Here is a 25,635-nt window from a genome sequence, read left to right as displayed (position 1 = left end):
GATGAGCGGGGAAGTCAGCCTTCCAGAACAGCGAGAATCTCGTTCTCAGCCATTACCAGCAGGTCTTCGCCGTCGATTTTCACAGTGTTGCTGCCGGAGTAAGGGCCGAAAACAACCTTGTCACCCACTTTCACAGCCAGCGCACGTACTTCACCGTTTTCCAGGGTCTTGCCTGGGCCAGCAGCGAGAATCACACCGTGGTTGGCTTTCTCAGCAGCCGAACCTGGCAGCACGATACCGCCAGCGGTTTTCTTTTCTTCTTCACTGCGACGGATGACGACGCGGTCATGCAGAGGACGAAGCTTGCTCATTGTCGATCTCTCCTAATTGTGTTTTTCATCGGCCGGTGTCAATTCCGGCTAGTTAAATTCCGGCGGTGCCGGTCGCGGTTCGCGGCGCGAAACGCGGAAGTCTGTCTGGTGTCGCCACCAGAAACCTTGCGGTGACCGTTACATAAGGGCGCATAAGCTTATTACAAGGGTACCGAGATGAAAATTTTTGTGTCGGGGGGCGTCTTCAAAAGCCGCACGGCACCCGCGGGTGCCGTGCCAGTGAGGAGATTACTTGGGGTCGCGGTGTTCGAACTCACCTTCGATCACGTCACCTTCGCGCCCCAGGGGCTGGCGCGGGGCCGGGCCACCACGGGGTTGCAGGTCATCGGCAAAGGCGCGCTGGCGAATGGCAGCCTCTTCGGCACGCTGGCGCATCTTGCCCGCCAGCACTTTGCGAGTGAATGGCAGCAACATCACCAGGCCAACCACATCGCTGATAAAGCCCGGCAGGATCAGCAGGCCACCGGCCAACGCCATCATCAGGCCTTCGAGCATGGTCTGGGCCGGCAGCTCGCCGCGATTCAGGCTTTCACGGGCACGCAGCGCCGTGGCCAGGCCGGCGACGCGCAGCACCAGTACGCCGAGCATCGAGCCGAGAATGATCAGCAGCAGCGCCGGGAAAAACCCGATTGCCCCGCTGACTTGTACGAATACGAACAGCTCAAGCACCGGAAACAACAAAAAGAGCAACAAAAAAGGGCGCATCAAATGGTTCCTCAACGCAAGAATGCCTTGCTACTCCACCTTAGATGACGTCGCCGTTTCGTGAATTCAAGCTTCAGCGGCTGCTTTTTTCGGCCAGACCTCGGCGTGAGCCAGGAAAACCAAGGCTTCGCGTACTTGTGTCGGCGTGTTGCAAGGCTCGGCAAAGGGCAGCCAGTAGAGGGCCTGGCCAATGCGCAAGTGCATGCCTTCGCTGTCGATACCGGCCAGTTGCGCAGGCTCGGAGGTCGGCAGGCCGGCCAGTTCGACATAGTGGGCAATCGCCTTGGTGTGGTCGCTGTTCATGTGCTCGACCATGCTCAGCTCGGCCTTGCCGGCAAACGGATTGGCCAGGGTCAGTTGGTCGACCCAGTGGATCGCGCCGAACCCGCCGATATAACGATGGCGCACCGGCTTGAGCACCCAGAAGTCAAAATCATGGGCCTTGTGGTAGTTCGCCGAGTCCGGGAAATAGCGGTAATAACGCTCGGCGGCGGCTTCAATCGCAGCGCCGTCTTCGAGCTTTTCGGCCTCGGCGAGGTAGGTCAGGCGCCCTACCGCTTGCACGTCGTCAGCCTCACGCTCACCGACCAGCAACGAGCACTTGGGGTCTTTCTGCAGGTTATGGGTGTGCTGGGCGATACGGCTGATCAGGATCAGCGGCCGGCCCTCGGCGTCCAGGCAATACGGCACCACCGAGCCAAACGGGAAACCGGGCATGGCCTTGGACAAGGTGGCGAGTGCCCCACGGTATTCCTTGAGCAGTAGTTCTCGGGCATTCTTGGCAACGTGCGCGCTCAACTTATGACTCCTTCGATAAATTTCGTCAAAAAACAAACCTGGATAGCCGCTTAATTCTGCCCACAGGACTTGCGAATGCATCTCAACGACAAAGTAATCATTATCACCGGCGGTTGCCAGGGTTTGGGCCGGTCCATGGCCGAGTATTTTGCCGCCAAAGGTGCCAACCTGGCGCTGGTGGACCTCAATCAGGAAAAACTCGACCGGGCGGTGGCCGCCTGCCAGGCCCATGGGGTGAAGGCACGCGCCTATCTGTGCAACGTGGCGAATGAAGAGCAGGTGACCCACACCGTGGCACAGATCGCCGAAGACTTTGGTGCGATCAACGGCTTGATCAACAACGCCGGGATCTTGCGTGATGGCTTGCTGCTCAAGGTCAAGGACGGCGAGATGACCAAGATGAGCCTGGCCCAGTGGCAGGCGGTGATCGATGTCAACCTTACCGGGGTGTTCCTGTGCACCCGTGAGGTGGCGGCGAAAATGGTGGAGCTGAAGAACCAGGGCACCATTATCAATATCTCGTCGATCTCGCGGGCCGGCAATGTCGGGCAGACCAACTACTCCGCCGCCAAGGCCGGTGTAGCGGCCGCCACTGTGACCTGGGCCAAGGAGCTGGCGCGCTACGGCATCCGCGTGGCGGGCATCGCACCGGGGTTTATCGAGACCGAGATGACCCTGGGCATGAAGCCCGAGGCCTTGGAGAAGATGACCGCCGGCATTCCCCTCAAGCGCATGGGGCGGCCAGAGGAGATTGCCCATTCAGCGGCGTATATCTTCGAGAACGACTACTACACCGGGCGGATTCTGGAAATGGACGGCGGGTTACGCCTTTAATTACCAGGCGGCTCGTTACCAGGCGACGCCGAACCCTGCGGTGTAGCGGGTCTTGCTCAACGCGCTTTCCGAGTCGCCACTAATAATGTCGCGCTCGGCCTTGAGGTTGAGGGAGGCCCACTCGGTGACTTTGTAGCGCAAGCCCATTTCCGCATCCAGGGAGTACTCGGACGGCCCGGCCAGCGGCTTGCCCACTTCGCCATTGGTGAAGAATTCAACGGTCTTGCCCACCAGGTAGCGGTTGTAGTTCCACTTCATGGCCAGCGAATAGAAGTTGTCCTTGCCGCCGTCCTGGTATTCATAGTCAGTGCGGTTGACCAGCGAACCGAGGGAGAACGCGCCCAGTTCGTCATCCCAGAATTGGTAGCCCGGGCCGGTACCCACGGTGCGCTGGCGGGACAGGTCCTCGACCTTGTCGCGCTTGTAGGTCAAGCGGCCCTGCCAGAACCAGTGTTCGGTAATAAACCGGTCCAGGTCGTACTCCAGCGCCCAGTTGTCGGTGGTGGTCACGTCGTCCTGAAATTCGCGGTTGTATTCGCCCTCGGCGGTATGGCGCCACTGGCCATGGCGGGCAGTGGTCTTGAAGTCGATGTCGTAGTCGTTGGTGTCGTTTTCCGCGCGCTTGTAGTCCAGCGCCATATCGACATTGCCCTTCCACACCAGATCCTCGATCACCGGCTTGGGCTTGATGATCTGCTGGATGCTCGCCAGCTCGACAGTCTTGGGCGCCTCGCCGTTGGCCAGGATGACCTTGCCATCGTCGGCCGGCTGCAGGGACTTGGCCTTCTCACCGCTGTAGGCATCCTGCTTGACCAGCAATTCCTGATCGCTCTCCAGGGTCTTGACCTGCTTCCAGTCCACCGGTATCGCGCCGGCATAGTCGGTCTGGATCAGCAGCTTGCCGCCGTCGAAAACCTTGATCTTGCCGGTCAGGCGGTCACCGTTCTTCAACCAGACGGTGTCGGCGAGCAACGGGGTGGAGGCGCTGAAAACAGCGAGGCACAGCAGGGTTCTGGACAACATAAGCGGATATGGGGCTCGAGTTTGACGAAAAAACGGGCATTATCGGGGTGGATAACTTCTTAGCAAGGACTGACTCGGGTATTCGTATCGAGTTCCGCTCTCAGCCCCCCATTTTGCAGAAATTTCTTACAAATAGACGGATATTTTCATCGGATATGCCACCGTGAACGAACTGACCGACGCTCCGCAAAGCCCCGCTGAAATGCGCCGCACCGTGCTGTACCTGACCCTCGCCCAAGTGCCCGAAGGCTGCGTGATCAGCTACGGGGAGCTGGCACACCTCGCCGGTTTGGGTCGCGCCGCACGTTGGGTGGGTCGCACCCTGAGCCAACTGCCCGAGGACACCAAACTGCCCTGGCATCGCGTGCTGGGTGCCGGTGGTCGGATAAGTCTGCCGGTGGGCAGTGCCTCGGGTGACGAGCAACGTGCGCGTTTGCGCGGCGAAGGCGTCAGCATCCTGAACAATCGTGTTGATATTCAGCGTCATGGCTGGCGCCCGGTAGAGCACAGCGGTTAGAGTGCGCGCTTTATTTGCGTAATTCTGAGGCAGACTCCAGCCCATGCCCCGTAAAACCTGGCGCGCCGCGCTCGCCGCCTATGCCAGCCCCTCGACGTTAGTGCTGTTGCTGCTCGGCTTTGCTGCCGGCTTGCCTTACATGTTGGTGTTCTCGACGCTCTCGGTATGGTTGCGCGAGGCCGGCGTGGCCCGCGAAACCATCGGTTATGCGAGCCTGATCGGCCTGGCCTATGCCTTCAAGTGGGTCTGGTCGCCCCTGCTCGACCAATGGCGCCTGCCACTGCTCGGCAAGCTCGGACGTCGTCGCTCCTGGCTGGTACTGTCCCAGACGCTGGTGATCCTCGGATTGATCGGCATGGGTTTCTGTGATCCGCAAAAGCATCTGTCCTGGCTGATCGCCATCGCCGTGATCGTGGCCTTCGCTTCCGCCACGCAAGACATCGCCGTAGACGCCTACCGCCTGGAAATCGCCAGCGACAGCCAGCAGGCCGCGCTTGCCGCCAGCTATATGTCCGGTTATCGCGTGGCCGCGCTGCTTGCCACCGCAGGTGCGCTGTTTTTTGCCGAAGGCTTCGGTTCCACCGGGTTCAACTACAAGCACTCGGCATGGGCCGGTACGTACGTGCTGTTTGGTGCACTGATGGTGCCTGCGCTGCTGACCACGCTGTTCATGCGCGAACCCAATGTGCCGCTGCGTACCCAATTGCAGGCCGGGCGCTACAGCTTTGCTCACCAGCTGGTCTCGGTGTTCGTGTTGATCGTGCTGCTGGTCTCGGTGCCGGCGATGTTCACCCAGTTGTACAACACTGATTTCGCCAGCGTGCTGTTCCATGGGGTCAGCCTGCTGGACCTGCTGCTGGAAGATCGCGCGTTCCTGCGGGCCATCCTCTACATCATCCTGACCACGCTGTGCCTGTCGACCATGGGCCGCCGGGGCCTGGCGCCGGTGCTCACGCCGGTCAACGACTTTATCCTGCGCTACCGCTGGCAGGCCTTCCTGCTGTTGGGGCTGATTGCCACCTACCGCATGTCGGACACGGTAATGGGCGTAATGGCCAACGTGTTCTATATCGACCAGGGCTTTACCAAGGACCAGATCGCCGGTGTCAGCAAAGTCTTCGGCCTGATCATGACCTTGCTGGGCGCCGGCATGGGTGGCCTGTTGATCGTGCGCTTCGGGATTCTGCCGATCCTGTTCATCGGCGGCATTGCATCGGCCGGCACCAACCTGCTGTTCGTGATGCTCGCCGACATGGGCCCGGACCTGCAGATGCTGATTTTCACCATTTCCCTGGATAACTTCAGTTCAGGCATGGCGACCTCGGCGTTTGTCGCGTACCTGTCGAGCCTGACCAACCTGAAGTTCTCCGCCACCCAATACGCCCTGCTCAGTTCGATCATGTTGCTGCTGCCGCGCTTGATCGGCGGGTATTCGGGGGTGATGGTCGAGAAGTTCGGTTACCACAACTTCTTCATGATCACCTGCCTGCTGGGTGTGCCGACGCTGGTCCTGATCGCCTTGCACTGGTTTCAGGAAAGCCGGCGGATTCGCTTGAATCCTCCCGAGGAAAACGAATCACTGTAGGAGCTGGCTTGCCTGCGATTGCATCACCGCGGTGTAACTGACACACCGTGTTGCCTGCATCGCAGGCATGCCAGCTCCCACAGAAGCCCTGCTCCAGCAACCAGATGCCTGTACGTCGGCAGCAAGCGCCCGTACAATCCCAAGTCATTTCAAGTCCAAGCAACCGACAACGGCCTACCATGCGCACCAGTCAATATTTGCTCGCCACACAGAAAGAAACGCCTTCCGACGCGGTCGTGATCAGCCATCAGCTGATGCTGCGCGCCGGCATGATCCGCAAACTGGCCTCGGGCCTGTACACCTGGCTGCCCATGGGCTTGAAGGTGATGCGCAAGGTCGAAGCCATCGTTCGTGAAGAAATGAACGCTGCCGGCTCTCTGGAAGTGTTGATGCCGAGCACCCAACCGGCTGAGCTGTGGCAGGAATCCGGGCGCTGGGAAGAGTACGGCCCTGAATTGCTGCGCTTCAAGGATCGTCATGGCCGGGACTTCTGCGCCGGCCCGACCCACGAAGAAGTGATCACCGACCTGATGCGCAACGAGTTGAGCAGCTACAAGCAACTGCCCCTCAACCTGTATCAGATCCAGACCAAGTTCCGTGACGAAATCCGCCCACGCTTCGGTTTGATGCGCGGCCGCGAATTCATCATGAAGGACGCCTATTCGTTCCACGCTGACCAGGCGTCCCTTCAGGTCACTTACGACCGCATGCACACCGCCTACTGCAACGTGTTCACGCGCCTGGGCCTGAAATTCCGCCCAGTTGAAGCGGACAACGGCTCCATCGGCGGTGCCGGCTCCCACGAGTTCCACGTGCTGGCCGAGTCCGGTGAAGACGACATCGTGTTCAGCAACGGTTCCGACTACGCGGCAAACATCGAGAAAGCCGAAGCCGTGCCACGGGAAACTTCCCGCCCTGCGCCAAGCGAAGAGCTGCGCCTGGTGGACACGCCCGAGACCAAGACCATCGCGGCCCTGGTGGGAAAATTCAATCTGCCGATTGAAAAGACCATCAAGACCCTGATCGTGCGCGCCGAGGAAGAAGGCAAGCTGATCGCCCTGGTAATCCGCGGCGACCACGAGCTCAACGAAATCAAGGCCGCCCAGCAGCCAGGCGTTGCCAGCCCGCTGGTCATGGCCACCGACGCCGAACTGCGCGACGCCATTGGTGCCGGTGCCGGCTCCCTGGGCCCGCTGAACCTGCCATTGCCGATCATCATCGACCGTTCGGTCGAGCTGATGAGCGACTTCGGCATCGGTGCCAACATCGATGACAAGCACTACTTTGGCGTGAACTGGGAACGTGACCTGCCGGTTCCGACCGTGGCCGACCTGCGCAACGTGGTGGCCGGCGACCCAAGCCCGGACGGCAAGGGCACCCTGGAAATCAAGCGCGGCATCGAAGTCGGGCACATCTTCCAGCTGGGCAACAAGTACAGCAAGGCGATGAAGTGCGAAGTGCTGGGCGAGAACGGCAAGCCGATCACCCTGGAAATGGGCTGCTACGGCATTGGCGTATCCCGCGTGGTTGCGGCTGCCATCGAGCAGAACAACGACGAGAAAGGCATCATCTGGAGCGACGCCCTGGCGCCATTCCAGGTTGCCCTGGTACCGCTGCGCTACGAAACCGAGCAAGTACGCGAAGCCACCGACAAACTGTATGCCGAACTCACGGCTGCCGGTTTTGAAGTGCTGCTGGATGATCGGGACAAGAAAACCAGCCCGGGCATCAAGTTTGCCGACATGGAACTGATTGGCATCCCGCACCGGATCGTGGTCAGTGACCGCGGCCTGGCCGATGGCAATCTGGAATACAAGAGCCGGACCGAAGCCGAGGCCCAACCGTTGCCGGTGGCTGACGTGCTGTCTTTCCTTCAGGCGCGTATTCGTCGCTGAAAACCAGATCAAGAGTCGTCATGTTCAAGCGAAACACCATAGCCCTGGGGGGCGCCACGTTATGTGGCGCCCTGCTGGTCAGCGGCTGCGCCAACCAAATGTCGCAACGCAGCGAGCACGAGGAACGCATCGAGCGCAAATTGCTCGATCACAGCCTGCAGATCGACGTGGGCGAGCCGAAGGTGCTGGAGCTGCCGCAACGCCGGGTGCGCATTCACGAGCAAAAGACCTTTGAGGTCACCGAGTTCGAAGTTACCCGTCGCTACGACCGCTACACGCCCTACCAGCCCTGGCGCAAACTCTATGAGATGCCCCTGGGCGCGGTCGCGCTGGTGGCGGGCGTCGGCGCCAACGTGGCGAATGTGTTTGCCCTGGGCAACCTGCCTGCCAGCATGACCCGGGATTGGCTCAGCTATGGCGTGGACGGGCTCAACCCGTTCATGAACGTGCAATCCAACGGCCGTGCGCAACAGAACCTGGCGGGTATCGATGAAGTCCAGCGCGACAAGCGCGTGGAGTATTCGAGCCTGCCCTGGAGCGAGCGCCCGGTACAGGTGACTGCCGGCAAGCAAACCCATGAGCTGACCACCGACCGCGATGGCGTGCTGCGCCTGAACCTGTTGGACAGCCCGTTTGCCGAGCAGGACCTGAACCGCATCAGCACCCTGAAGATCAGTGTTGAAGATGCCCAGGATGACGTGCACTCGGACTCATCCCTGGCCATCAGCGGCACCCTGCGGGGCAAATTGCTCGAAGCTCACGGTTTGATCTATGACGACCTGGAAGACGACGAGGTCAACGAGTGGGTGCACCGGGTCAAGCGCCTGTCGGAGCTGGGCCTGGAAGAAGAAGCCAGCGAGCTGGAACAGAGCCTGATCGAACTGACCCGCAATGATCCGGAGTTGCAGCAGGAATTCCTGCAGGCCTTGACCAAGGATGCCGGACGCCTGGTGGCGGACCCCGGGGCACGCTGAAGCCTTTAAATGTGGGAGCGGGCTTGCTCGCGAATGCGGCGTGTCAGCCAGCACATGCGTCAACTGACACACCGCATTCGCGAGCAAGCCCGCTCCCACATTTGGTTTTCGGTTTCTACCAGGGGAATTGGAGCTGCTCGTTGCCGTTGCTCAAATCCAGCAAACGCACGCCTATTCCCAGCAATCGCACCGGCTTGTCGCCGCGATTGAACGCCTGGGTCAGCAACTGCCGGTAACTCTCCAGGTCCCGCCCTGCCCCCGCCTGCTCCAGGGTCGTCTGGGTAAAGTCGTGAAACTTCACTTTGACGAACGGCTTGCCCGCCCGATAACTGCTGTCGATGCGCGCCATGCGCCCGGCCAGGGTGTCCATCAGCTCCGGCAGTTTTTCCAGGCAACTGGGCAAGTCCGGCAGGTCGACATCGTAGGTATTTTCCACGCTGATGGATTGCCGGCGGCTGTCGTTCTGCACCACACGGTCATCAATCCCACGCGCCAGGCTCCAAAGCCGCTCGCCAAAACTGCCAAACTCTCGCACCAGCGCCAGCTTGTTCCACTCCCGCAGTTGTAGGCAGTCCTCGATCCCCAGCCGCGCCAGCTTGTCGGCCGTCACCTTGCCCACGCCGTGGAGCTTTTTCACCGGCAGCGCCGAGACAAAGTCTTCCACCTGGTCGGGGGTGATCACAAACAGTCCGTTGGGCTTTTTCCAGTCGCTGGCGATCTTGGCGAGAAACTTGTTCGGCGCCACGCCCGCGGAAACGGTGATGTGCAACTGGTTGGAGACCCGCCGGCGAATGTCCTGGGCAATGCGCGTGGCACTGCCGCCGAAATGCGGGCTGTCGGAGACGTCCAGGTAGGCTTCGTCCAGGGACAACGGTTCGATCAGGTCGGTGTAGTCGCGAAAGATCGTCTGGATTTCCTTTGATGCTTCTTTATAAGCATCCATGCGCGGCTTGACGATGGTCAGGTCCGGGCACAGCTTCAGGGCATGGCGGGACGACATGGCCGAACGCACACCATAGGCCCGTGCTTCATAGTTGCAGGTGGCGATCACCCCGCGACGGTCTGCCGAGCCACCGACCGCCAGGGGCTTTTGCGCCAGGGTCGGGTCGTCGCGCATCTCGATGGCGGCGTAGAAGCAATCACAGTCGACGTGGATGATTTTGCGCTGCGTCATATATAAGGCAGTGGTTCTGGGCAGAAAACGGACAGGCCGGCAGTATCTCACTCACACCTGTATATAGCACCAGTAGTTTGAATCTTCCGCTTAAGCGGTAGGAAAATTCGCAGGTGAATTCATTTTCTCAATCGAAACACACCCCCCAATAGAGCTGAAAGCCTCGGCCAGACTGGCCCCGCGGCCTATCAAGGGGCCACCTTGGAGAGCTAACCGATTGAACCACAAGCGCTTTTCTTTGAATCAGCGGTTGACACACTCGCGTTCCTCTGTAGAATGCCGACACACAGACGCGGGATGGAGCAGTCTGGTAGCTCGTCGGGCTCATAACCCGAAGGTCGTCGGTTCAAATCCGGCTCCCGCAACCAAACATCAAAAAAGGCTACTCGAAAGAGTGGCCTTTTTTGTGCCTGTCTGTTTTAGCCCTCGTTTCGATTGTCTGACAAAAAACCTTTCCCAATCGCGCACTTACCGCACCCGCGTGACAATCCGACGCTAAATTGCACTTATTTGACCCATCGTTCGATTAACGGTTGACACCCCGCCGTTGCTCTGTAGAATGCCGCCACACAGACGCGGGATGGAGCAGTCTGGTAGCTCGTCGGGCTCATAACCCGAAGGTCGTCGGTTCAAATCCGGCTCCCGCAACCAAACATCAAAAAAGGCTGCTCGAAAGAGTGGCCTTTTTTGTATCTGACGAAAAAGTCCTTTTGAAACAATGGCATGGCATCTTTCATGAAACCGTACACGGTTTGTAGAGTCCATCTCATTGCAAGCTATGCTAAGTCTTCAAGCACTGTCCTTCTACGACCAATGGGCGCTGTCGCCGCACTTCGCGATACGCGTTAATATTTGTAATTATTTTGTCCATAGGGATTGGTAACTTGGCTGGATACCTCCATCCTGTCGCGCACAATCCACGAGGTGATTGATGCGCGCCAACTCGTCTGAACCACAAGACTCTGTCACAGCGACACAACCGATCACTCCCACCCGTTTGCGCTGGCTGGATCTGTTGAGCAAATACCGCCAACCCATCGGGCTGGCCGTCACCTTGTTGCTGTTCGCAATCGCCCTTATCGCCTGTCGCCACCTGTTGCTTGAACTGGATCTGTACGCGCTCCACGATTCAATCCTTGAAGTACCCAAGCCTGCACTGCTGGGTGCGTTCGGTGCTGCTGTCGCCGGCTTTATCATTTTGTTGGGCTATGAATTTTCCGGTGCCCGTTATGCCGGCGTGAAGCTGCCTGCCAAGACTCTGGCCTACGGCGGCTTTACCGCATTCGCCATCGGTAACGCGATTGGTCTGTCGATGCTCTCGGGCGGCTCGGTACGCTACCGTTTATATGCACGGTATGGCATCGGCGCTTCGGAAGTGGCGCGCATGACCGTGTTTGCCAGCCTGGCCCTGGGTTGCGCCCTGCCGCCGCTCGCTGCGCTGGCCACCCTGAGCAACCTGCCTGCCGCGTCCAATGCCCTGCATCTACCTGCCAGCCTGCTCGGCGGCATCGCCGGTGCTGTGTTGCTGTTAACAGCCGCACTGTGCATTGGCATCTACCGCCGCCGCCTGCCGGAACAACCGTATCCGGACAACCTGCTGGTCAAGGCTGGGCGTCGCACTTTGCGCCTGCCGGGCCGTCGCCTGACCTTCCTGCAACTGATCATCACCGCCCTCGACGTGGCTGCGGCCGCTACCGTGCTGTATATGCTGCTGCCGGAAGCGCCGCCCTTTGGCCCGTTCCTGCTGGTGTACCTGCTGGCCCTGGCCGCCGGTGTGCTCAGCCATGTACCCGGTGGCGTCGGGGTGTTCGAAGCAATCCTGCTGGCTGCCTTCGCCGACAAGCTCGGTGCCGCGCCACTGGCGGCCGCACTGCTGCTGTACCGGATGATCTATGTGGTGCTGCCGCTGTTGATCGCTTGTGTGTTCCTGCTGGTCAACGAAGCCCAGCGCCTGTTCCATACGCAACAAAGCCTGCGCGCGGCCTCGGGCCTCGCTGCGCCGATCCTGGCCGTACTGGTTTTTTTGTCAGGCGTGGTCCTGCTGTTTTCCGGCGCAACCCCGGAAATCGACTCACGCCTGGAAAACATCGGCTTCCTGATTCCTCATCGCCTGATTGACGCTTCGCACTTTGGTGCCAGCCTGATCGGCGTGCTCTGCCTTCTGTTGGCCCAGGGCCTGCGTCGACGGTTGTCCGCGGCGTGGATGCTGACCATGGTGCTGCTGCTGACCGGCGCCCTGCTCTCCCTGCTCAAGGGTTTCGACTGGGAAGAAGCCAGCCTGATGACCATGACGGCGGTGCTGCTGGCGATCTTCCGGCGCTCGTTCTACCGCGCCAGCCGCCTGACCGAACTGCCGTTCTCGCCGCTGTACCTGGTGGCCAGCGTGTGCGTACTCGGTGCGTCGATCTGGCTGCTGTTGTTCGCCTACCAGGACGTGCCCTACAGCCATCAGTTGTGGTGGCAGTTCACCCTCGACGCCAACGCCCCGCGTGGCCTGCGCTCGCTTTTGGGCGCGGCCGTGGTGCTGGTGGTGGTGTCGCTGACCTGGCTGCTGCGTACCGCGCGCCCGATCATCCACTTGCCGACACCGGATGAACTGGAGCGCGCCACCAAGATCCTGATGAACTCTGCACAACCCGACGGCGGCCTGGCGCTGACCGGCGACAAGGCCCTGCTGTTTCACCCCAACGACGAAGCGTTCCTGATGTACGCTCGTCGCGGTCGCAGCCTGGTGGCCTTGTACGATCCGATTGGCCCGACCCTGCAACGGGCCGAGATGATCTGGCAGTTCCGCGACCTGTGCGACATTCACCACGCCCGCCCGGTGTTCTACCAGGTGCGCGCGGAGAACCTGCCGTACTACATGGACATCGGCCTCACCGCGATCAAACTGGGTGAAGAAGCCCGGGTCGACCTCAAACGCTTTGACCTGGAAGCCAAGGGCAAAGAGATGAAGGACCTGCGCTACACCTGGAACCGCGGGACCCGTGATGGCTTGTCCCTGGAGATCCACGAACCCGGCCAGGCCCCGATGGAGGAGTTGAAAGTCATCTCCGACGCATGGCTGACCGGTAAGAACGTGCGGGAAAAAGGCTTTTCCCTTGGACGATTCAGCGACGACTACCTCAAGCACTTTCGTATTGCGATCATTCGCTTCGAAGGGCGCCCGGTAGCGTTTGCGAACCTGCTTGAGACCTACAGCCACGACCTGGCCAGTCTCGACCTGATGCGTGCGCACCCGGACGCGCCGAAACTGACCATGGAATTCATGATGGTCGGCCTGATTCAACATTATAAGAACCATGGCTACGCCCGCTTCAGCCTCGGCATGGTGCCGTTGTCGGGCCTGCAACCACGACGTGGCGCCCCGCTGACCCAACGCCTGGGCTCGATGGTGTTCCGCCGTGGCGAGCAACTGTATAACTTCCAAGGCTTGCGCCGCTTCAAAGACAAGTTCCAGCCTGACTGGGAACCCCGTTATATGGCCGTGCCCGCAGGACTTGATCCGCTGGTGGCACTGGCCGACACCGCCGCCCTGATTGCGGGCGGCTTGACTGGATTGGTGAAACGCTGATGATTCGACGCTCCTGGCGGTATGTATTGGCATTTTTGGTGGTACTGGCACTGATCCTCGGTGGCGGCTACTGGTACTGGAACCGCCCTGCACCGCAACCGACTCTGGAACAACTGCCACAGGCCGATGGCACGGTCCTGACCCGCGTTACCCCGGGTACCGCGCCCAAGGCCCGCGTGGCCGTGGCCGTGCTGGCCGACGAAACCCTGACCGACAGCCAACTGATCGCCCTGAGCCAGGGCGGCGCAGCGCAGATCGTCCAGGTAATCCTGCCCAAGGATGACTGCAAGCTGCAGGAACAAGCCCTGCAAACCGCCCTCGGCCAGCTTGCCGGCCCAGCGACCCTGGTCAGCGGCATCGGCCCTGGCGCATCCCTCGCCTGGCGCTGGCTGGCCGCGCAGAACGACGACAAGGCCAATGCCATCTCCGTCGGCTTCGCGCTGGCGCAGCCAGGCTGCAACGACCCGCTGCCGAAGACTTCGGCCCACGGTAGCTGGCTGGTGGCCTGGAACGATAACCCTGACGATGATGCTGCCAGTTTCGTACGCGACACGCCGCGTGCTACCACCAGCATCAGCGACTACGACGTTCACTACCCGCAAGTGCTGAACAACGAGTTGCGCAAGCAACTGGTGGGCTCGGACAACGGCGGCCTGGCGATCCCGGTGGTCGAAGTGCCGGCTGGGCAGGCCAAGGACACCGTCACCCTGTTCCTCTCCGGTGACGGCGGCTGGCGTGACCTGGACCGCGACGTGGCCGGTGAAATGGCCAAGATCGGCTACCCGGTGGTGGGCATCGATACCCTGCGCTACTACTGGCAGCACAAGACTCCGGAACAAAGCGCCAAGGACCTCGCCGAGCTGATGCAGCACTACCGGCAGAAATGGGGCACCAAGCGCTTCGTGCTGACCGGCTACTCGTTCGGCGCCGATGTGCTGCCGGCCATCTACAACCGCCTGCCGGAAAACGAGCAGCAGCGTGTAGACGCGATCATCCTGCTGGCCTTCGCCCGCACCGGCAGCTTCGAGATCGAAGTGGAAGGCTGGCTGGGCAACGCCGGCAAGGAAGCTGCGACCGGCCCGGAAATGGCCAAGCTGCCGGCCGACAAGGTGGTGTGCATCTACGGTGCCGAAGAAGTCGACGAGAGTGGCTGCACCGACAAGACCGCTGTCGGCGAAGCCGTGAAGCTGCCTGGCGGCCATCACTTCGACGAGAACTACCCGGCGCTGGCCAAGCGTCTGGTAGACATCATCGAGAAGCGCCAGGGCAAGACCCCGGCCGAATAAGCGCCCACAAAAAAGCCCCCGCTGCCGCAAGGCACCGGGGGCTTTTTGTTGGGCTTACATTTCTACTTGAGTGCCGAGCTCGATCACCCGGTTAACCGGCAACTTGAAGAAGCGCAGGTTGCCGTTGGCGTTCTTCAGCATGAACGCGAACAACCCTTCGCGCCAACGCGCCATGCCCTTGATGCGGGACGCGATCACGGTTTCGCGGCTGAGGAAGTAGGTGGTGCGCATCGGGCTGAAATCCAGGTCATCCAGATGGCACAGCTTCAGCGCTTCGGGCACGTCCGGTTCATCGACGAAACCAAAGTGCAGGATCACCCGGAAGAAGCCCTCGCCATAGGAATCGACCTCGAAACGACGCTGGGCCGGTACACGCGGGATGTCTTCGTAGACCACCGTCAACAGCACCACCTGCTCATGCAGCACCTGGTTATGCAGCAAGTTATGCAGCAAGGCGTGGGGCACGGCATCCGGGCGTGCGGTCAGGAACACCGCCGTGCCTTGCACGCGATGAGGCGGCTGCACACGGATACTGCTGATAAAGATCGGCAGCGGCAGCCCACCTTCGTCCAGCCGGTCCACCAGCAGCTCCTTGCCGCGCTTCCAGGTGGTCATGAGGATAAACAACACAATCCCCGCCAATACCGGAAACGCACCACCCTGCACGATCTTCGGCACGTTGGCGGCAAAGAACAGCCCATCCACCAACAGGAAACCGATCAACACCGGGATAGCCAGTACCGGCGGCCATTTCCACAGCAACAGCATCACCGCCGACACCAGAATGCTGGTGATCAACATGGTGCCCGTCACCGCCACACCGTAGGCCGAAGCCAGGGCGTTGGAGGACTCGAAGCCCAGCACCAGCAGGATCACGCCCACCATCAGTGACCAGTTCACCGCGCCGATGTAGATCTGGCCTTGCTCGGCGCTGGAAGTGTGCTGGATATGCATGCGCGGGATGTAACCGAGCTGGATCGCCTGACGGGTCAGGGAGAACGCCCCGGAGATTACCGCCTGGGAAGCAATCACGGTGGCCAAAGTGGACAACGCCACCAGCGGGACCAGAGCCCACTCCGGTGCCAGCAGGTAGAACGGGTTGCGGGCTGCCTCTGGATTTTCCAGCAGCAGCGCGCCCTGGCCAAAGTAGTTGAGCACCAACGCCGGCAGCACCAGGGCGAACCAGGCACGGGCAATCGGCTTGCGTCCGAAGTGGCCCATGTCGGCGTACAGCGCCTCGGCGCCGGTCAATGCCAGTACCACCGCACCGAGAATCGCCACGCCCATGCCAGGGTGAACGATGAAGAAGCGCACGCCCCACACAGGGTTGAGGGCGTTGAGCACCTCAGGGTGCTGGATGATTCCATGGATGCCCAGGCCGGCCAACACCAGGAACCACAGCACCATCACCGGGCCGAACAGCTTGCCGATGCGGTCCGTGCCATGTTTCTGGATCAGGAACAGCCCCACCAGCACCACCAGCGAAAGCGGCACCACCCAGCGCTCAAGGCCATCAAACGCCAGTTCCAGGCCTTCGACCGCCGACAATACCGAGATCGCCGGGGTGATCATGCTGTCGCCGTAAAACAGCGCCGCACCGATCAGGCCGAGAATCACCAGCACCGAACGCAACTTGGGGTAAGGTGCCGCCGCCCGCCGGGCCAAAGCCGTCAGGGCCATGATGCCGCCCTCGCCCTGGTTATCCGCGCGCAGGATAAACAGCACGTACTTGATCGAAACGACCCAGACCAGCGACCAGAAAATCAGCGCCAGGATCCCGAAGACCCCGTCGTGATTGACCTGAACCCCATAACCGCCAGCAAACACCTCTTTAAGGGTGTAGAGCGGGCTGGTGCCGATATCGCCGTAAACCACCCCCACTGCCGCCACCAGCATGCCGATCGGCTTTGCGTTGGACTGCTCGGCACCTGCTGCCTGACTACTTGCCTGACCCATCAACCACTCCTGCCCTTTGACCTGCGGTCTTTTATAAACAGCGCGCCTGCTGCGGGCGCCTATGCTGTCCACAGCATGCGCTGTTTTACTTCTCGTTACAGACGATTTATTGACCGAGGAAATTCACTCAGGTGCAACGGCGCGAAGCATAGCGCAGCACTCGTCGTATTTCCCTGCATAAAGCTGGTCAAGAGCGATTCCCGTCGCTAGAATTGCGCACTTTTTGATCAGAGGCACACCAAGTGCCCATCCGCCACCTTTCGTGCACGACGGGCGGCGTCATTCAATACCGAGGTTAGACATGTCCACCACCATCGCAAAAGCCAACCCCAAGGTCGGCTTTGTATCCCTGGGTTGCCCAAAGGCTCTGGTCGACTCCGAACGCATCCTTACGCAACTGCGCATGGAAGGCTATGACGTCGTGTCCACCTACCAGGACGCGGACGTGGTGGTGGTCAACACTTGCGGCTTCATTGACTCGGCCAAGGCCGAGTCCCTGGAAGTGATCGGCGAAGCCATCAAGGAAAACGGCAAGGTGATCGTCACCGGCTGCATGGGCGTGGAAGAAGGCAACATCCGCAACGTGCACCCAAGCGTGCTGGCCGTGACCGGCCCGCAGCAGTACGAGCAAGTGGTCAACGCCGTGCACGACGTAGTGCCGCCGCGCCAGGACCACAACCCGCTGATCGACCTGGTGCCGCCGCAGGGCATCAAGCTGACGCCGCGCCACTACGCCTACCTGAAGATTTCCGAAGGCTGCAACCACAGCTGCAGCTTCTGCATCATCCCGTCGATGCGCGGCAAACTGGTGAGCCGCCCGGTGGGCGACGTGCTGGACGAGGCCCAGCGCCTGGTCAAATCCGGCGTGAAAGAGCTGTTGGTGATCTCCCAGGACACCAGCGCCTACGGCGTCGACGTCAAATACCGCACTGGCTTCTGGAACGGCGCGCCGGTGAAAACCCGCATGACCGAACTCTGCGAAGCCCTGAGCAGCCTCGGCGTATGGGTGCGCCTGCACTACGTTTACCCGTACCCGCACGTTGACGAGTTGATCCCGCTGATGGCCGCCGGCAAGATCCTGCCGTACCTGGACATCCCGTTCCAGCACGCCAGCCCGAAAATCCTCAAGGCCATGAAACGCCCGGCCTTCGAAGACAAGACCCTGGCGCGCATCAAGAACTGGCGCGAGATCTGCCCGGACCTGATCATCCGCTCCACCTTCATCGTTGGCTTCCCCGGCGAAACCGAAGAAGACTTCCAGTACCTGCTGGACTGGCTGACCGAGGCCCAGCTGGACCGCGTCGGCTGCTTCCAGTACTCGCCGGTGGAAGGTGCTCCGGCCAACCTGCTGGACGCTGCCATCGTGCCGGACGACGTCAAGCAGGACCGTTGGGAGCGCTTCATGGCGCACCAGCAGGCCATCAGTTCGGCGCGCCTGCAACTGCGCATCGGCCGTGAGATCGAAGTACTGATCGACGAAGTCGACGAGCAAGGCGCTGTAGGCCGCTGCTTCTTCGATGCGCCGGAAATCGACGGTAACGTGTTCATCGACGATGCCAGCGGCCTGAAGCCGGGCGACAAGGTCTGGTGCACCGTGACCGACGCCGACGAGTACGACCTGTGGGCTGAAAAACGCGCATAAGGTGTAAAGAATTGAAAAAGCCCTGCCTCTGGACAAGATGCGGGGCTTTTTTAGGTCTATCGTTTTGCCCATCGGCGCCAATCATCGGCAAGGGGCAGCGGGCATGCGTCAGCATTCGGTTATCCATACACCCAAATCCAGCGACTATCAGGAACTGACTCGCATCTGGGAGGCTTCGGTGCGGGCCACCCATGACTTCCTGCCGGACAGTTACATCGAGCTGCTGAAAAACCTGGTGCTGACCCGCTACCTCGACGCGGTGATGCTGATCTGCACCAAGGACTCGCGCCAGCGCATCACCGGGTTTGCCGGGGTGGCCGCGGGCAAGGTCGAGATGCTGTTTATCGACCCCGAGCACCGTGGCCAGGGCCTGGGCCGGCAATTGCTGCGCTATGCCATCGAGTCGATGAATGCCGATCAACTGGACGTCAACGAACAGAACCCGCAGGCCCTGGGCTTTTACTTCAAGCAAGGCTTTGAGGTGATCGGACGCACGGACCATGACGGCATGGGCCAGCCTTATCCGTTGCTGCACATGCGTTTGCGCCAGGCCCAGCCACAGGCACGTCGCGGCTAAATGAAATGGAGCCGGGATTAACCGGCGCCACACAGGTACAATAGCCGCCCCCTTTTGTTTCGGCCCTTGTCATGACTGAACCCCTACGCCTCTCCAAACGCCTCATCGAACTGGTCGGTTGCTCCCGTCGGGAGGCTGAGCTGTTCATCGAAGGCGGCTGGGTCACGGTGGACGGCGAAGTGATCGACGAGCCGCAGTTCAAGGTCACCACCCAGAAGGTCGAGCTTGACCCTGAGGCCAAGGCCACAGCGCCGGAGCCGGTGACCATCCTGTTCCACGCCCCCGCCGGCGTGGATGCCGAGACAGCCATGGCGTCGATCAACGCCGAGACCCTGTCGGAAGAACACCGCTTCAGCAAGCGCCCGCTCAAGGGCCACTTCCTGCGCCTGACCGCCAGCAGTGACCTGCAAGCCAAGGCCAGCGGCCTGCTGGTGTTCACCCAGGACTGGAAGATTTTGCGCAAGCTGACCGCTGACGCGAACAAGATCGAACAGGAATACGTGGTGGAGGTGTCCGGCGACATGGTCGCCCACGGCCTGAACCGCCTCAACCATGGCCTGACCTACAAAGGTAAGGAATTGCCGGCGGTGAAAGCCAGCTGGCAGAACGAGAACCGCCTGCGCTTTGCGCTGAAAAACCCGCAACCGGGTGTGATTGCCTTGTTCTGCGAAGCCGTCGGCCTGAAAGTCGTCGCCATTCGACGCATCCGCATTGGCGGAGTCTCCATCGGCAAAGTGCCGGTAGGCCAATGGCGCTATCTGTCCGGCAAAGAAAAATTCTAAGACTTTTTTCGCCGCCGAATCTCTCGATACCGCCTGCCTGGGCGGTGTCCACAGTTGAATGACCAGGATTGCCCACCATGATTCACAACGACGTACTGCGCAGCGTGCGCTACATGCTCGACATCAGCGACAACAAGATGGTCGAGATCATCAAGCTCGGCGGCATGGAAGTCACCAAGGACGACCTGCTGACCTACCTCAAGAAAGACGAGGAAGAAGGCTTCGTGTTCTGCCCGGACGAAGTCATGGCGCATTTCCTCGATGGCCTGGTGATCTTCAAGCGCGGCAAGGACGAGAGCCGTCCACCGCTGCCGATCGAACTGCCGGTGACCAACAACATCGTCCTGAAGAAACTGCGCGTGGCCTTCGAACTGAAGGAAGACGACATGCACGCAATCCTCAAGGCCTCCGAGTTCCCGGTGTCCAAGCCTGAGCTGAGCGCACTGTTCCGCAAGTTCGGCCACACCAACTACCGCACCTGTGGTGACCAGCTGTTGCGCAACTTCCTCAAGGGCTTGACCCTGCGCGTTCGCGCCTAAACCCGTGAACTACAGCGTCTCGCCCATCGGCTTTGTCCGCTCCTGCTTCAAGGAGAAGTTCGCCATCCCGCGCCAGCCACAACTGGCGCCTGCCGCCCGGGGCGTGCTGGAGTTGGTGGCGCCATTCGACCAGGGTGAGGCGGTGCAGGGTTTGGAACAGGTCAGCCATGTGTGGCTGCTGTTCCTGTTCCACCAGGCGCTGGAAGACAAGCCCCGCCTGAAAGTGCGCCCGCCTCGCCTGGGTGGCAACACGTCCATGGGCGTGTTCGCCACCCGCGCGACGCACCGGCCCAACGGCATCGGCCAGTCAGTGGTCAAGCTGGACAAGGTGGAAGATGGGCGCCTGTGGATATCCGGGATCGACCTGCTGGATGGCACACCGATTCTCGACATCAAGCCGTACGTGCCGTACGCAGACATAGTTGACACTGCGACCAACAGCATCGCCAGCGCTGCGCCACCGCTGATTCCCGTGCAGTGGCTGAAGACTGCGCTGCAACAGGCAGAAGGCCACGCTCAGCGCCTTGGCGAGCCATTGGTGGCGTTGATCGAGCAGTGCCTGGCGCAGGATCCACGGCCGGCGTACCAGACTCCGGGGCCGGAGCGGGAATACGGGGCGCAGTTCTGGGATGTTGATGTGCGCTGGCACTATCCCGAAGCCGGGATGATTTGTGTGCTGGAAGTCGTGTCGGCCGGGTAAACCGGAAACAAATGTGGGAGCGGGCTTGCTCGCGAAAGCGGTGGATCAGTCAATACATCTGGTGACTGTTACACCGCTTTCGCGAGCAAGCCCGCTCCCACATTTTTTTGCGTCGCGCTTATTTCTCGACGAACGCACGCTCGATCAGGTAGTCGCCCGGCTCACGCATACGCGGGGAAACCTTCAAACCGAAGCTGTTGAGCACTTCGCTGGTTTCATCCAGCATGCTTGGGCTGCCGCACAGCATGGCGCGGTCGTCTTCAGGATTGATCGGCGGCAGGCCGATGTCACTGAACAGCTTGCCGCTGCGCATCAGGTCGGTCAGGCGGCCTTCGTTTTCGAACGGCTCACGGGTCACGGTCGGGTAGTAGATCAACTTGTCACGCAGGGCCTCGCCGAAGAACTCGTTCTGCGGCAGGTGCTCGGTGATGAATTCGCGGTAGGCGACTTCGTTGACGTAACGCACGCCGTGGCACAGGATCACTTTTTCGAAACGCTCGTAGGTTTCCGGGTCCTGGATCACGCTCATGAACGGCGCCAGGCCAGTGCCGGTGCTGAGCAGGTACAGGTGCTTGCCCGGCTTCAAATCGTCAAGCACCAGGGTGCCCGTCGGTTTTTTGCTGATGATGATCTCGTCGCCTTCCTTCAGGTGCTGCAATTGGGAAGTCAGCGGGCCATCAGGCACCTTGATGCTGAAGAACTCCAGATGCTCTTCCCAGTTCGGGCTGGCAATCGAGTAAGCGCGCATGAGCGGGCGGCCGTTGGGCTGTTGCAGGCCGATCATCACGAACTGACCGTTCTCGAAGCGCAGGCCCGGATCGCGGGTGCACTTGAAGCTGAACAGAGTGTCGTTCCAGTGATGAACACTGAGGACACGCTCGTGGTTCATGTTGCTCATGTACGGGGGACTCCTGGAAATGGGTCTGCGCCAAATGATGGATGCGCAATTGCACAGCATTCTAATGGCGGCGACAATATCTGTTAACTGGATTATTAAGATAAGGGTTATCGGTTATATCGATATGCGATTTACTCTACGTCAACTGCAAGTCTTCGTCGCCGTCGCCCAGCAGGAAAGCGTCTCGCGCGCTGCTGGCCTTCTGGCCTTATCTCAATCCGCCGCCAGCACGTCGATTACCGAGCTGGAGCGTCAATCCAGCTGCCAGTTGTTCGACCGCGCGGGCAAACGCCTGAGCCTCAACGCCCTCGGTCACCAGCTATTGCCCCAGGCGGTGGCACTGCTGGACCAGGCCAAGGAGATCGAGGACCTGCTCAACGGCAAGTCGGGCTTCGGCTCCCTGGCGGTCGGGGCCACGCTGACCATCGGCAACTACCTGGCCACGCTGCTGATCGGCAGCTTCATGCAGCAGCATCCCGAGAGCCAGGTGAAGCTGCACGTGCAGAACACTGCGCATATCGTGCATCAGGTGGCGCATTACGAAATTGATCTGGGTCTAATCGAAGGCGACTGCAGCCACCCGGACATCGAGGTGCAAACCTGGGTGGAAGATGAACTGGTGGTGTTCTGCGCACCCCAGCATCACTTGGCCAAGCGCGGCCAGGCGACCATGGAAGAGCTGACCCATGAAGCGTGGATCCTGCGGGAACAAGGCTCTGGAACACGCCTGACCTTTGACCAGGCCATGCGGCATCACCGCAGCGCGCTGAATATCCGCCTGGAGCTGGAACACACCGAGGCAATCAAACGCGCGGTGGAATCAGGCTTGGGGATTGGCTGCATTTCCCGGCTGGCGCTGCGCGACGCCTTCCGGCGTGGCAGCCTGGTACCGGTGGAAACCCCGGACCTGGACCTGGCCCGGCAGTTCTACTTCATCTGGCACAAGCAGAAGTACCAGACCTCGGCGATGCGCGAATTCCTCGAGCTGTGCCGGTCGTTCACCGCCGGGGTGCAGCGCAGCGACGAAATTGTACTGCCGACCATTGCCTAGATCAGGATCACGGCCCACACCAGGGTAATCATGGTCAGCGCTACGAACTGCGCGGCGCTGCCCATGTCCTTGGCATTTTTCGACAAGGGGTGCAGGTCCAGGGAAATCCGGTCGATCGCCGCTTCGACGGCGGAGTTGAGCAACTCGACGATCAGTGCCAGCAGGCACACCGCAATCAGCAGCGCCCGCTCTACCCGGCTGACGTTAAGGAAGAAACTCAGCGGGATCAGGATGACATTGAGCAACACCAGCTGACGAAACGCCGCCTCGCCGGTGAAAGCCGCACGCAGGCCATCCAGGGAATATCCGCCTGCGTTGAAAATACGTTTGATACCGGTTTGACCCTTGAAAGGCGACATAGAGTAGGCAACTGAGCAAAAAGGTGTGGGGAAACTAGAGCAAGCAAAGTCAAAAAAACGTGAATGAACAGCGTCTTAATGCTGCGAAATTGACTCAAGTTGTTGCAAGAGCAGCGCCGCCTGGGTTCGCGTACGTACGCCGAGCTTGCGGAAGATCGCCGTGACGTGAGCCTTGATGGTCGCTTCCGACACGCTCAACTCGTAGGCAATCTGTTTGTTCAACAGGCCTTCGCAGACCATGGTCAATACGCGGAACTGCTGGGGCGTGAGGCTGGCCAGGCCATCACGCGCGGCCTTGGCTTCGTCGGAGACGTTGATCTCTTCAAAGGCCTGCGGCGGCCAGGAGACATCGCCATCCAGCACCGTGCGCACGGCTTTCTGGATGTCTTCCATGGAGCTGGACTTGGGAATGAAACCACTGGCACCGAACTCCTTGGAGCGCACCACCACCGACGCCTCTTCCTGGGCCGATACCATCACCACCGGAATTTGCGGGTATTGCCCACGCAGCAGCACCAGCCCGGAAAAACCGTAGGCACCCGGCATGTTCAGGTCCAGCAGGACCAGGTCCCAGTCGGACTTTTCGGTAAGGCGGGTTTCCAGCTCGGCAATGCTGGCGACTTCGACGAGGCGTACATCCGGCCCCAGGCCCAACGTGACCGCCTGGTGCAGCGCACTGCGAAACAGCGGGTGGTCATCGGCAATCAGGATTTCGTATGTGGCCATTTATTAAATGATCCTGTTTTTTAGGGCGGCACTGATGGGTTCAGTGCTCGCCAACGCGCAAGGTGGCTGCCAGGCCAGCAGTCACCAAAGGGCGCGCTCAACGTCAAAAAGCGACGTATCCAATCTGTGACAGCGCCCCAATCGGCGCCAAGCATGCCCAGCGTAGCCTGGGTGGTCAAGCGCTACGCCCGTGGCTATTTTAGCGGGCTGCGCGTTTGCGCGGCCATCATGCAAAGGTCGGCTGGCCATGACACCTATAGATAAGGTGCAAGGCGAGTATGGACGACATCGGCCGGGTCCAGCGCCAGTTGAAACTTGGCGGCCAGGTAGTGAGTGCTGAATACGTCCAGATAGGCATCCAGGACTTCACTGGCTGCGGCATCTTCAGCCAGCTCCAGGCACAGCGCGGCGACTTCGGCGGTGCAGAAGTGGTCATCACGCTTGGAGCGACGCAGCTTGTAGCGCGACAGTTGCTCGGGCGCCAGGCTCAGCACCGGCAAGTGCTCCAGGTACGGGCTCTTGCGGAACATCTTGCGCGCCTCGCTCCAGGTGCCGTCCAGCAAAATGAACAGCGGGCGCTTGCCCTCCTCCAGCTTGACCTGATGGACCACCCGCTCCGGGGCCACGAATTCGCCGGGAAAGACGATGTATGGCTGCCATTGCGGGTCGGCCAGCAAGGTCAGCAACTCCGGCTCAACCTCAGTGCGCGACCAGGGGAACGCGGTCGTGTCGTTGATCACATCGGCAATCAGCCAGCCGGTGTTGCTGGGTTTCATCGGCTCTACGTCGTGCATCAGCAGGCACATGCCGGATCTGGCCTGGACCTTGGGCCGCCAGGCGCACAGGCAGTACTCGGGAATCACCCGGCAGCCGGGGCAGCGTTCGGCCCGCGAGCCTCGCGCTACAAACGGTTTTACGGCACGGGCCAGGCGCTGCGTGCGCAAACGGGAGACGGCATGGCTCATCGGGTGCGCCGCAGGGAAGTGGAAATCGACACGGATAGAACTCGGAAGGCAAAAGTTACCGCAGTTTACCAGAGCCGCCCCCGGCCACCTGCACTTCCCGGCAATAGGCTGGCCCTAGGGGCAAGCGGTCACCTATAATCCCGCGCCACTGAACGCACAGCGCAGTGGCTGGTCTATGCACCAGTAACCGAATCAGGAGAGTTTCATGCTGCGTCTTATGCCACGCCTTGTAGTTCCGTCCGTCGCCCTCGCGCTGGTGTTGCCTCTGGGTGCCCAAGCGGCCTCGTTGCTGGAGGCTCAACTGAACAGGAAGCTGCAAAGCGTCGCAGAGGAAACCAACAAAGAACTGCCACGGGAAATTGACGAAAAGACCCTGGAAGTTGCCTACACCGTTGAAGGCTTGCAGCTGATTGACCATTTGAGCGTACTGCCCGACCGCGCCGAGCAAATGCGCGCCAACCCCAAGGCTGTGTACTTCCAGCTCGGCCAAAGTGTGTGCCTGAACAAGGGTTACCGCGAGCTGATGGCCAAGGGCGCGATCATGCGCTATGAAATCACCGAGAACAAAACCAACCGCCCGGTAGCCTCGGTGAAGTTCCAGGAAGCAGATTGCCCGGCACCGGCTGCCGCGAAGAAGAAAAAGTAAGCGATAACTCCTGTCGCGCGCCGCTGACCAGCGGCGCGCAATATACCCCTCTGCACTCTCCGCCATTGCCCGCCCGCGGCAGCGTCTAAACTCCCTC

24 protein-coding genes and 2 tRNA genes are annotated in these 25,635 nt (G+C 60.6%); 16 read left to right on the top strand and 10 right to left on the bottom strand.

Going from position 1 to position 25,635, the window contains the following annotated elements:
• Positions 1 to 14 precede the first annotated feature (14 nt).
• From groES to HX818_RS00485, 3 genes are all read right to left on the bottom strand, one after another.
• Complete coding sequence (gene groES / locus HX818_RS00495; protein ID WP_003208599.1) at positions 15 to 311, bottom strand: co-chaperone GroES; 297 nt, start codon at positions 309 to 311, stop codon at positions 15 to 17.
• A 249-nt stretch (positions 312 to 560) separates the two neighbouring features.
• Positions 561 to 1,037: an FxsA family protein gene (locus tag HX818_RS00490; protein WP_003208601.1), complete on the bottom strand. Its 477-nt coding sequence runs from the start codon at positions 1,035 to 1,037 to the stop codon at positions 561 to 563.
• Positions 1,038 to 1,103: 66 nt separating this feature from the next.
• Positions 1,104 to 1,835, bottom strand: a complete 732-nt coding sequence (locus HX818_RS00485) for a HugZ family protein (protein ID WP_003208603.1) — start codon at positions 1,833 to 1,835, stop codon at positions 1,104 to 1,106.
• Between the two features lie 75 nt (positions 1,836 to 1,910).
• Here HX818_RS00485 and HX818_RS00480 point away from each other — a divergent pair, with 75 nt between their 5' ends.
• Entirely contained in the window at positions 1,911 to 2,669 is a 759-nt protein-coding gene (locus HX818_RS00480) for an SDR family oxidoreductase (RefSeq protein WP_177019281.1), read from the top strand.
• Between the two features lie 15 nt (positions 2,670 to 2,684).
• On the opposite strand, the gene HX818_RS00475 is transcribed toward HX818_RS00480, so the two are convergent.
• Positions 2,685 to 3,692 (bottom strand): DUF481 domain-containing protein, encoded by a 1,008-nt coding sequence (locus HX818_RS00475; protein WP_134327254.1) that lies wholly within the window; start codon positions 3,690 to 3,692, stop codon positions 2,685 to 2,687.
• A gap of 202 nt (positions 3,693 to 3,894) precedes the next feature.
• Here HX818_RS00475 and HX818_RS00470 point away from each other — a divergent pair, with 202 nt between their 5' ends.
• From HX818_RS00470 to HX818_RS00455, 4 genes are all read left to right on the top strand, one after another.
• The gene (locus HX818_RS00470; RefSeq protein ID WP_218166212.1) at positions 3,895 to 4,209 is read left to right on the top strand and encodes an MGMT family protein; all 315 of its coding nucleotides are present in this window, start codon (positions 3,895 to 3,897) and stop codon (positions 4,207 to 4,209) included.
• A 43-nt stretch (positions 4,210 to 4,252) separates the two neighbouring features.
• Positions 4,253 to 5,794, top strand: a complete 1,542-nt coding sequence (locus HX818_RS00465; RefSeq protein ID WP_008433581.1) for an AmpG family muropeptide MFS transporter — start codon at positions 4,253 to 4,255, stop codon at positions 5,792 to 5,794.
• A 179-nt stretch (positions 5,795 to 5,973) separates the two neighbouring features.
• Entirely contained in the window at positions 5,974 to 7,689 is a 1,716-nt protein-coding gene (locus HX818_RS00460) for a proline--tRNA ligase (RefSeq protein ID WP_177019280.1), read from the top strand.
• A gap of 20 nt (positions 7,690 to 7,709) precedes the next feature.
• The gene (locus HX818_RS00455) at positions 7,710 to 8,663 is read left to right on the top strand and encodes a hypothetical protein (protein ID WP_003208616.1); all 954 of its coding nucleotides are present in this window, start codon (positions 7,710 to 7,712) and stop codon (positions 8,661 to 8,663) included.
• Positions 8,664 to 8,778: 115 nt separating this feature from the next.
• Here the strand turns inward: HX818_RS00455 and dinB are convergent, their stop codons facing one another.
• Positions 8,779 to 9,837, bottom strand: a complete 1,059-nt coding sequence (gene dinB, locus HX818_RS00450; protein ID WP_003208617.1) for a DNA polymerase IV — start codon at positions 9,835 to 9,837, stop codon at positions 8,779 to 8,781.
• Between the two features lie 291 nt (positions 9,838 to 10,128).
• Between dinB and HX818_RS00445 the strand changes: the two genes are divergently transcribed.
• From HX818_RS00445 to HX818_RS00430, 4 genes are all read left to right on the top strand, one after another.
• Positions 10,129 to 10,205: transfer RNA gene (locus tag HX818_RS00445), tRNA-Met, on the top strand.
• 206 nt (positions 10,206 to 10,411) lie between these two features.
• Positions 10,412 to 10,488: transfer RNA gene (locus HX818_RS00440), tRNA-Met, on the top strand.
• Between the two features lie 280 nt (positions 10,489 to 10,768).
• Positions 10,769 to 13,411 carry a bifunctional lysylphosphatidylglycerol flippase/synthetase MprF gene (gene mprF, locus HX818_RS00435; protein WP_003208619.1) on the top strand — a complete coding sequence of 881 codons (2,643 nt, stop codon included), beginning with the start codon at positions 10,769 to 10,771 and terminating at the stop codon, positions 13,409 to 13,411.
• Entirely contained in the window at positions 13,411 to 14,697 is a 1,287-nt protein-coding gene (locus tag HX818_RS00430; protein ID WP_177019279.1) for a virulence factor family protein, read from the top strand. Before mprF ends, HX818_RS00430 begins: the two co-directional genes overlap by 1 nt.
• A gap of 54 nt (positions 14,698 to 14,751) precedes the next feature.
• On the opposite strand, the gene HX818_RS00425 is transcribed toward HX818_RS00430, so the two are convergent.
• On the bottom strand, positions 14,752 to 16,653 hold the full coding sequence (locus HX818_RS00425) for a potassium transporter Kup (RefSeq protein ID WP_003208622.1): 1,902 nt from the start codon (positions 16,651 to 16,653) through the stop codon (positions 14,752 to 14,754).
• 301 nt (positions 16,654 to 16,954) lie between these two features.
• Here HX818_RS00425 and rimO point away from each other — a divergent pair, with 301 nt between their 5' ends.
• The 5 genes from rimO to tsaA all read left to right on the top strand — a co-directional run bounded on the left by rimO (position 16,955) and on the right by tsaA (position 20,893).
• Entirely contained in the window at positions 16,955 to 18,295 is a 1,341-nt protein-coding gene (gene rimO / locus HX818_RS00420; RefSeq protein WP_218172220.1) for a 30S ribosomal protein S12 methylthiotransferase RimO, read from the top strand.
• A gap of 103 nt (positions 18,296 to 18,398) precedes the next feature.
• On the top strand, positions 18,399 to 18,872 hold the full coding sequence (locus HX818_RS00415; RefSeq protein ID WP_003208626.1) for a GNAT family N-acetyltransferase: 474 nt from the start codon (positions 18,399 to 18,401) through the stop codon (positions 18,870 to 18,872).
• Between the two features lie 71 nt (positions 18,873 to 18,943).
• On the top strand, positions 18,944 to 19,654 hold the full coding sequence (locus HX818_RS00410; protein ID WP_003208627.1) for an rRNA pseudouridine synthase: 711 nt from the start codon (positions 18,944 to 18,946) through the stop codon (positions 19,652 to 19,654).
• A 77-nt stretch (positions 19,655 to 19,731) separates the two neighbouring features.
• Complete coding sequence (locus tag HX818_RS00405) at positions 19,732 to 20,193, top strand: DUF1456 family protein (protein WP_177019278.1); 462 nt, start codon at positions 19,732 to 19,734, stop codon at positions 20,191 to 20,193.
• A gap of 4 nt (positions 20,194 to 20,197) precedes the next feature.
• Positions 20,198 to 20,893, top strand: coding sequence for a tRNA (N6-threonylcarbamoyladenosine(37)-N6)-methyltransferase TrmO (tsaA, locus tag HX818_RS00400; protein WP_102369819.1), 696 nt, complete (start codon positions 20,198 to 20,200; stop codon positions 20,891 to 20,893).
• A 118-nt stretch (positions 20,894 to 21,011) separates the two neighbouring features.
• On the opposite strand, the gene fpr is transcribed toward tsaA, so the two are convergent.
• Positions 21,012 to 21,791: a ferredoxin-NADP reductase gene (fpr, locus tag HX818_RS00395; protein WP_003189055.1), complete on the bottom strand. Its 780-nt coding sequence runs from the start codon at positions 21,789 to 21,791 to the stop codon at positions 21,012 to 21,014.
• 124 nt (positions 21,792 to 21,915) lie between these two features.
• On the opposite strand from fpr, the gene HX818_RS00390 reads away from it, so the two are divergent.
• A complete protein-coding gene (locus HX818_RS00390) occupies positions 21,916 to 22,842 on the top strand; it encodes a LysR family transcriptional regulator (protein ID WP_003208633.1) in 927 nt (308 codons plus the stop codon).
• On the opposite strand, the gene HX818_RS00385 is transcribed toward HX818_RS00390, so the two are convergent.
• The 3 genes from HX818_RS00385 to HX818_RS00375 all read right to left on the bottom strand — a co-directional run bounded on the left by HX818_RS00385 (position 22,839) and on the right by HX818_RS00375 (position 24,892).
• Positions 22,839 to 23,201 (bottom strand): diacylglycerol kinase, encoded by a 363-nt coding sequence (locus HX818_RS00385; protein WP_003208635.1) that lies wholly within the window; start codon positions 23,199 to 23,201, stop codon positions 22,839 to 22,841. The genes HX818_RS00390 and HX818_RS00385 overlap by 4 nt on opposite strands.
• Before the next feature lie 75 nt (positions 23,202 to 23,276).
• Positions 23,277 to 23,927 carry a response regulator transcription factor ErdR gene (gene erdR / locus HX818_RS00380; RefSeq protein WP_003208636.1) on the bottom strand — a complete coding sequence of 217 codons (651 nt, stop codon included), beginning with the start codon at positions 23,925 to 23,927 and terminating at the stop codon, positions 23,277 to 23,279.
• A gap of 254 nt (positions 23,928 to 24,181) precedes the next feature.
• The gene (locus tag HX818_RS00375; RefSeq protein ID WP_177019277.1) at positions 24,182 to 24,892 is read right to left on the bottom strand and encodes a tRNA-uridine aminocarboxypropyltransferase; all 711 of its coding nucleotides are present in this window, start codon (positions 24,890 to 24,892) and stop codon (positions 24,182 to 24,184) included.
• Between the two features lie 205 nt (positions 24,893 to 25,097).
• Here HX818_RS00375 and HX818_RS00370 point away from each other — a divergent pair, with 205 nt between their 5' ends.
• Complete coding sequence (locus HX818_RS00370; protein WP_003208640.1) at positions 25,098 to 25,538, top strand: PA3611 family quorum-sensing-regulated virulence factor; 441 nt, start codon at positions 25,098 to 25,100, stop codon at positions 25,536 to 25,538.
• Positions 25,539 to 25,635 lie beyond the last annotated feature (97 nt).

Origin of the sequence: Pseudomonas sp. F9001, assembly GCF_013385435.1 — a bacterium.
Taxonomy (GTDB): domain Bacteria; phylum Pseudomonadota; class Gammaproteobacteria; order Pseudomonadales; family Pseudomonadaceae; genus Aquipseudomonas.
The sequence above is the reverse complement of the archived record's forward strand: the minus strand, read 5'-3'. Positions and strand labels throughout refer to the sequence as shown.

What these genes read in the sequence shown, in the direction of transcription:
- HX818_RS00430 (WP_177019279.1), top strand. Translation starts at nt 13,411, where the DNA reads ATGATTCGACGCTCCTGGCGGTATGTATTGGCATTTTTGGTGGTACTG.
- fpr (WP_003189055.1), bottom strand. Translation starts at nt 21,791, where the DNA reads ATGAGCAACATGAACCACGAGCGTGTCCTCAGTGTTCATCACTGGAAC.
- HX818_RS00490 (WP_003208601.1), bottom strand. Translation starts at nt 1,037, where the DNA reads ATGCGCCCTTTTTTGTTGCTCTTTTTGTTGTTTCCGGTGCTTGAGCTG.
- HX818_RS00390 (WP_003208633.1), top strand. Translation starts at nt 21,916, where the DNA reads ATGCGATTTACTCTACGTCAACTGCAAGTCTTCGTCGCCGTCGCCCAG.
- HX818_RS00375 (WP_177019277.1), bottom strand. Translation starts at nt 24,892, where the DNA reads ATGAGCCATGCCGTCTCCCGTTTGCGCACGCAGCGCCTGGCCCGTGCC.
- HX818_RS00460 (WP_177019280.1), top strand. Translation starts at nt 5,974, where the DNA reads ATGCGCACCAGTCAATATTTGCTCGCCACACAGAAAGAAACGCCTTCC.
- HX818_RS00415 (WP_003208626.1), top strand. Translation starts at nt 18,399, where the DNA reads ATGCGTCAGCATTCGGTTATCCATACACCCAAATCCAGCGACTATCAG.
- HX818_RS00465 (WP_008433581.1), top strand. Translation starts at nt 4,253, where the DNA reads ATGCCCCGTAAAACCTGGCGCGCCGCGCTCGCCGCCTATGCCAGCCCC.
- HX818_RS00425 (WP_003208622.1), bottom strand. Translation starts at nt 16,653, where the DNA reads ATGGGTCAGGCAAGTAGTCAGGCAGCAGGTGCCGAGCAGTCCAACGCA.
- HX818_RS00405 (WP_177019278.1), top strand. Translation starts at nt 19,732, where the DNA reads ATGATTCACAACGACGTACTGCGCAGCGTGCGCTACATGCTCGACATC.
- HX818_RS00370 (WP_003208640.1), top strand. Translation starts at nt 25,098, where the DNA reads ATGCTGCGTCTTATGCCACGCCTTGTAGTTCCGTCCGTCGCCCTCGCG.
- HX818_RS00480 (WP_177019281.1), top strand. Translation starts at nt 1,911, where the DNA reads ATGCATCTCAACGACAAAGTAATCATTATCACCGGCGGTTGCCAGGGT.
- HX818_RS00455 (WP_003208616.1), top strand. Translation starts at nt 7,710, where the DNA reads ATGTTCAAGCGAAACACCATAGCCCTGGGGGGCGCCACGTTATGTGGC.
- HX818_RS00410 (WP_003208627.1), top strand. Translation starts at nt 18,944, where the DNA reads ATGACTGAACCCCTACGCCTCTCCAAACGCCTCATCGAACTGGTCGGT.
- mprF (WP_003208619.1), top strand. Translation starts at nt 10,769, where the DNA reads ATGCGCGCCAACTCGTCTGAACCACAAGACTCTGTCACAGCGACACAA.
- dinB (WP_003208617.1), bottom strand. Translation starts at nt 9,837, where the DNA reads ATGACGCAGCGCAAAATCATCCACGTCGACTGTGATTGCTTCTACGCC.
- HX818_RS00475 (WP_134327254.1), bottom strand. Translation starts at nt 3,692, where the DNA reads ATGTTGTCCAGAACCCTGCTGTGCCTCGCTGTTTTCAGCGCCTCCACC.
- HX818_RS00385 (WP_003208635.1), bottom strand. Translation starts at nt 23,201, where the DNA reads ATGTCGCCTTTCAAGGGTCAAACCGGTATCAAACGTATTTTCAACGCA.
- HX818_RS00470 (WP_218166212.1), top strand. Translation starts at nt 3,895, where the DNA reads ATGCGCCGCACCGTGCTGTACCTGACCCTCGCCCAAGTGCCCGAAGGC.
- erdR (WP_003208636.1), bottom strand. Translation starts at nt 23,927, where the DNA reads ATGGCCACATACGAAATCCTGATTGCCGATGACCACCCGCTGTTTCGC.
- groES (WP_003208599.1), bottom strand. Translation starts at nt 311, where the DNA reads ATGAGCAAGCTTCGTCCTCTGCATGACCGCGTCGTCATCCGTCGCAGT.
- rimO (WP_218172220.1), top strand. Translation starts at nt 16,955, where the DNA reads ATGTCCACCACCATCGCAAAAGCCAACCCCAAGGTCGGCTTTGTATCC.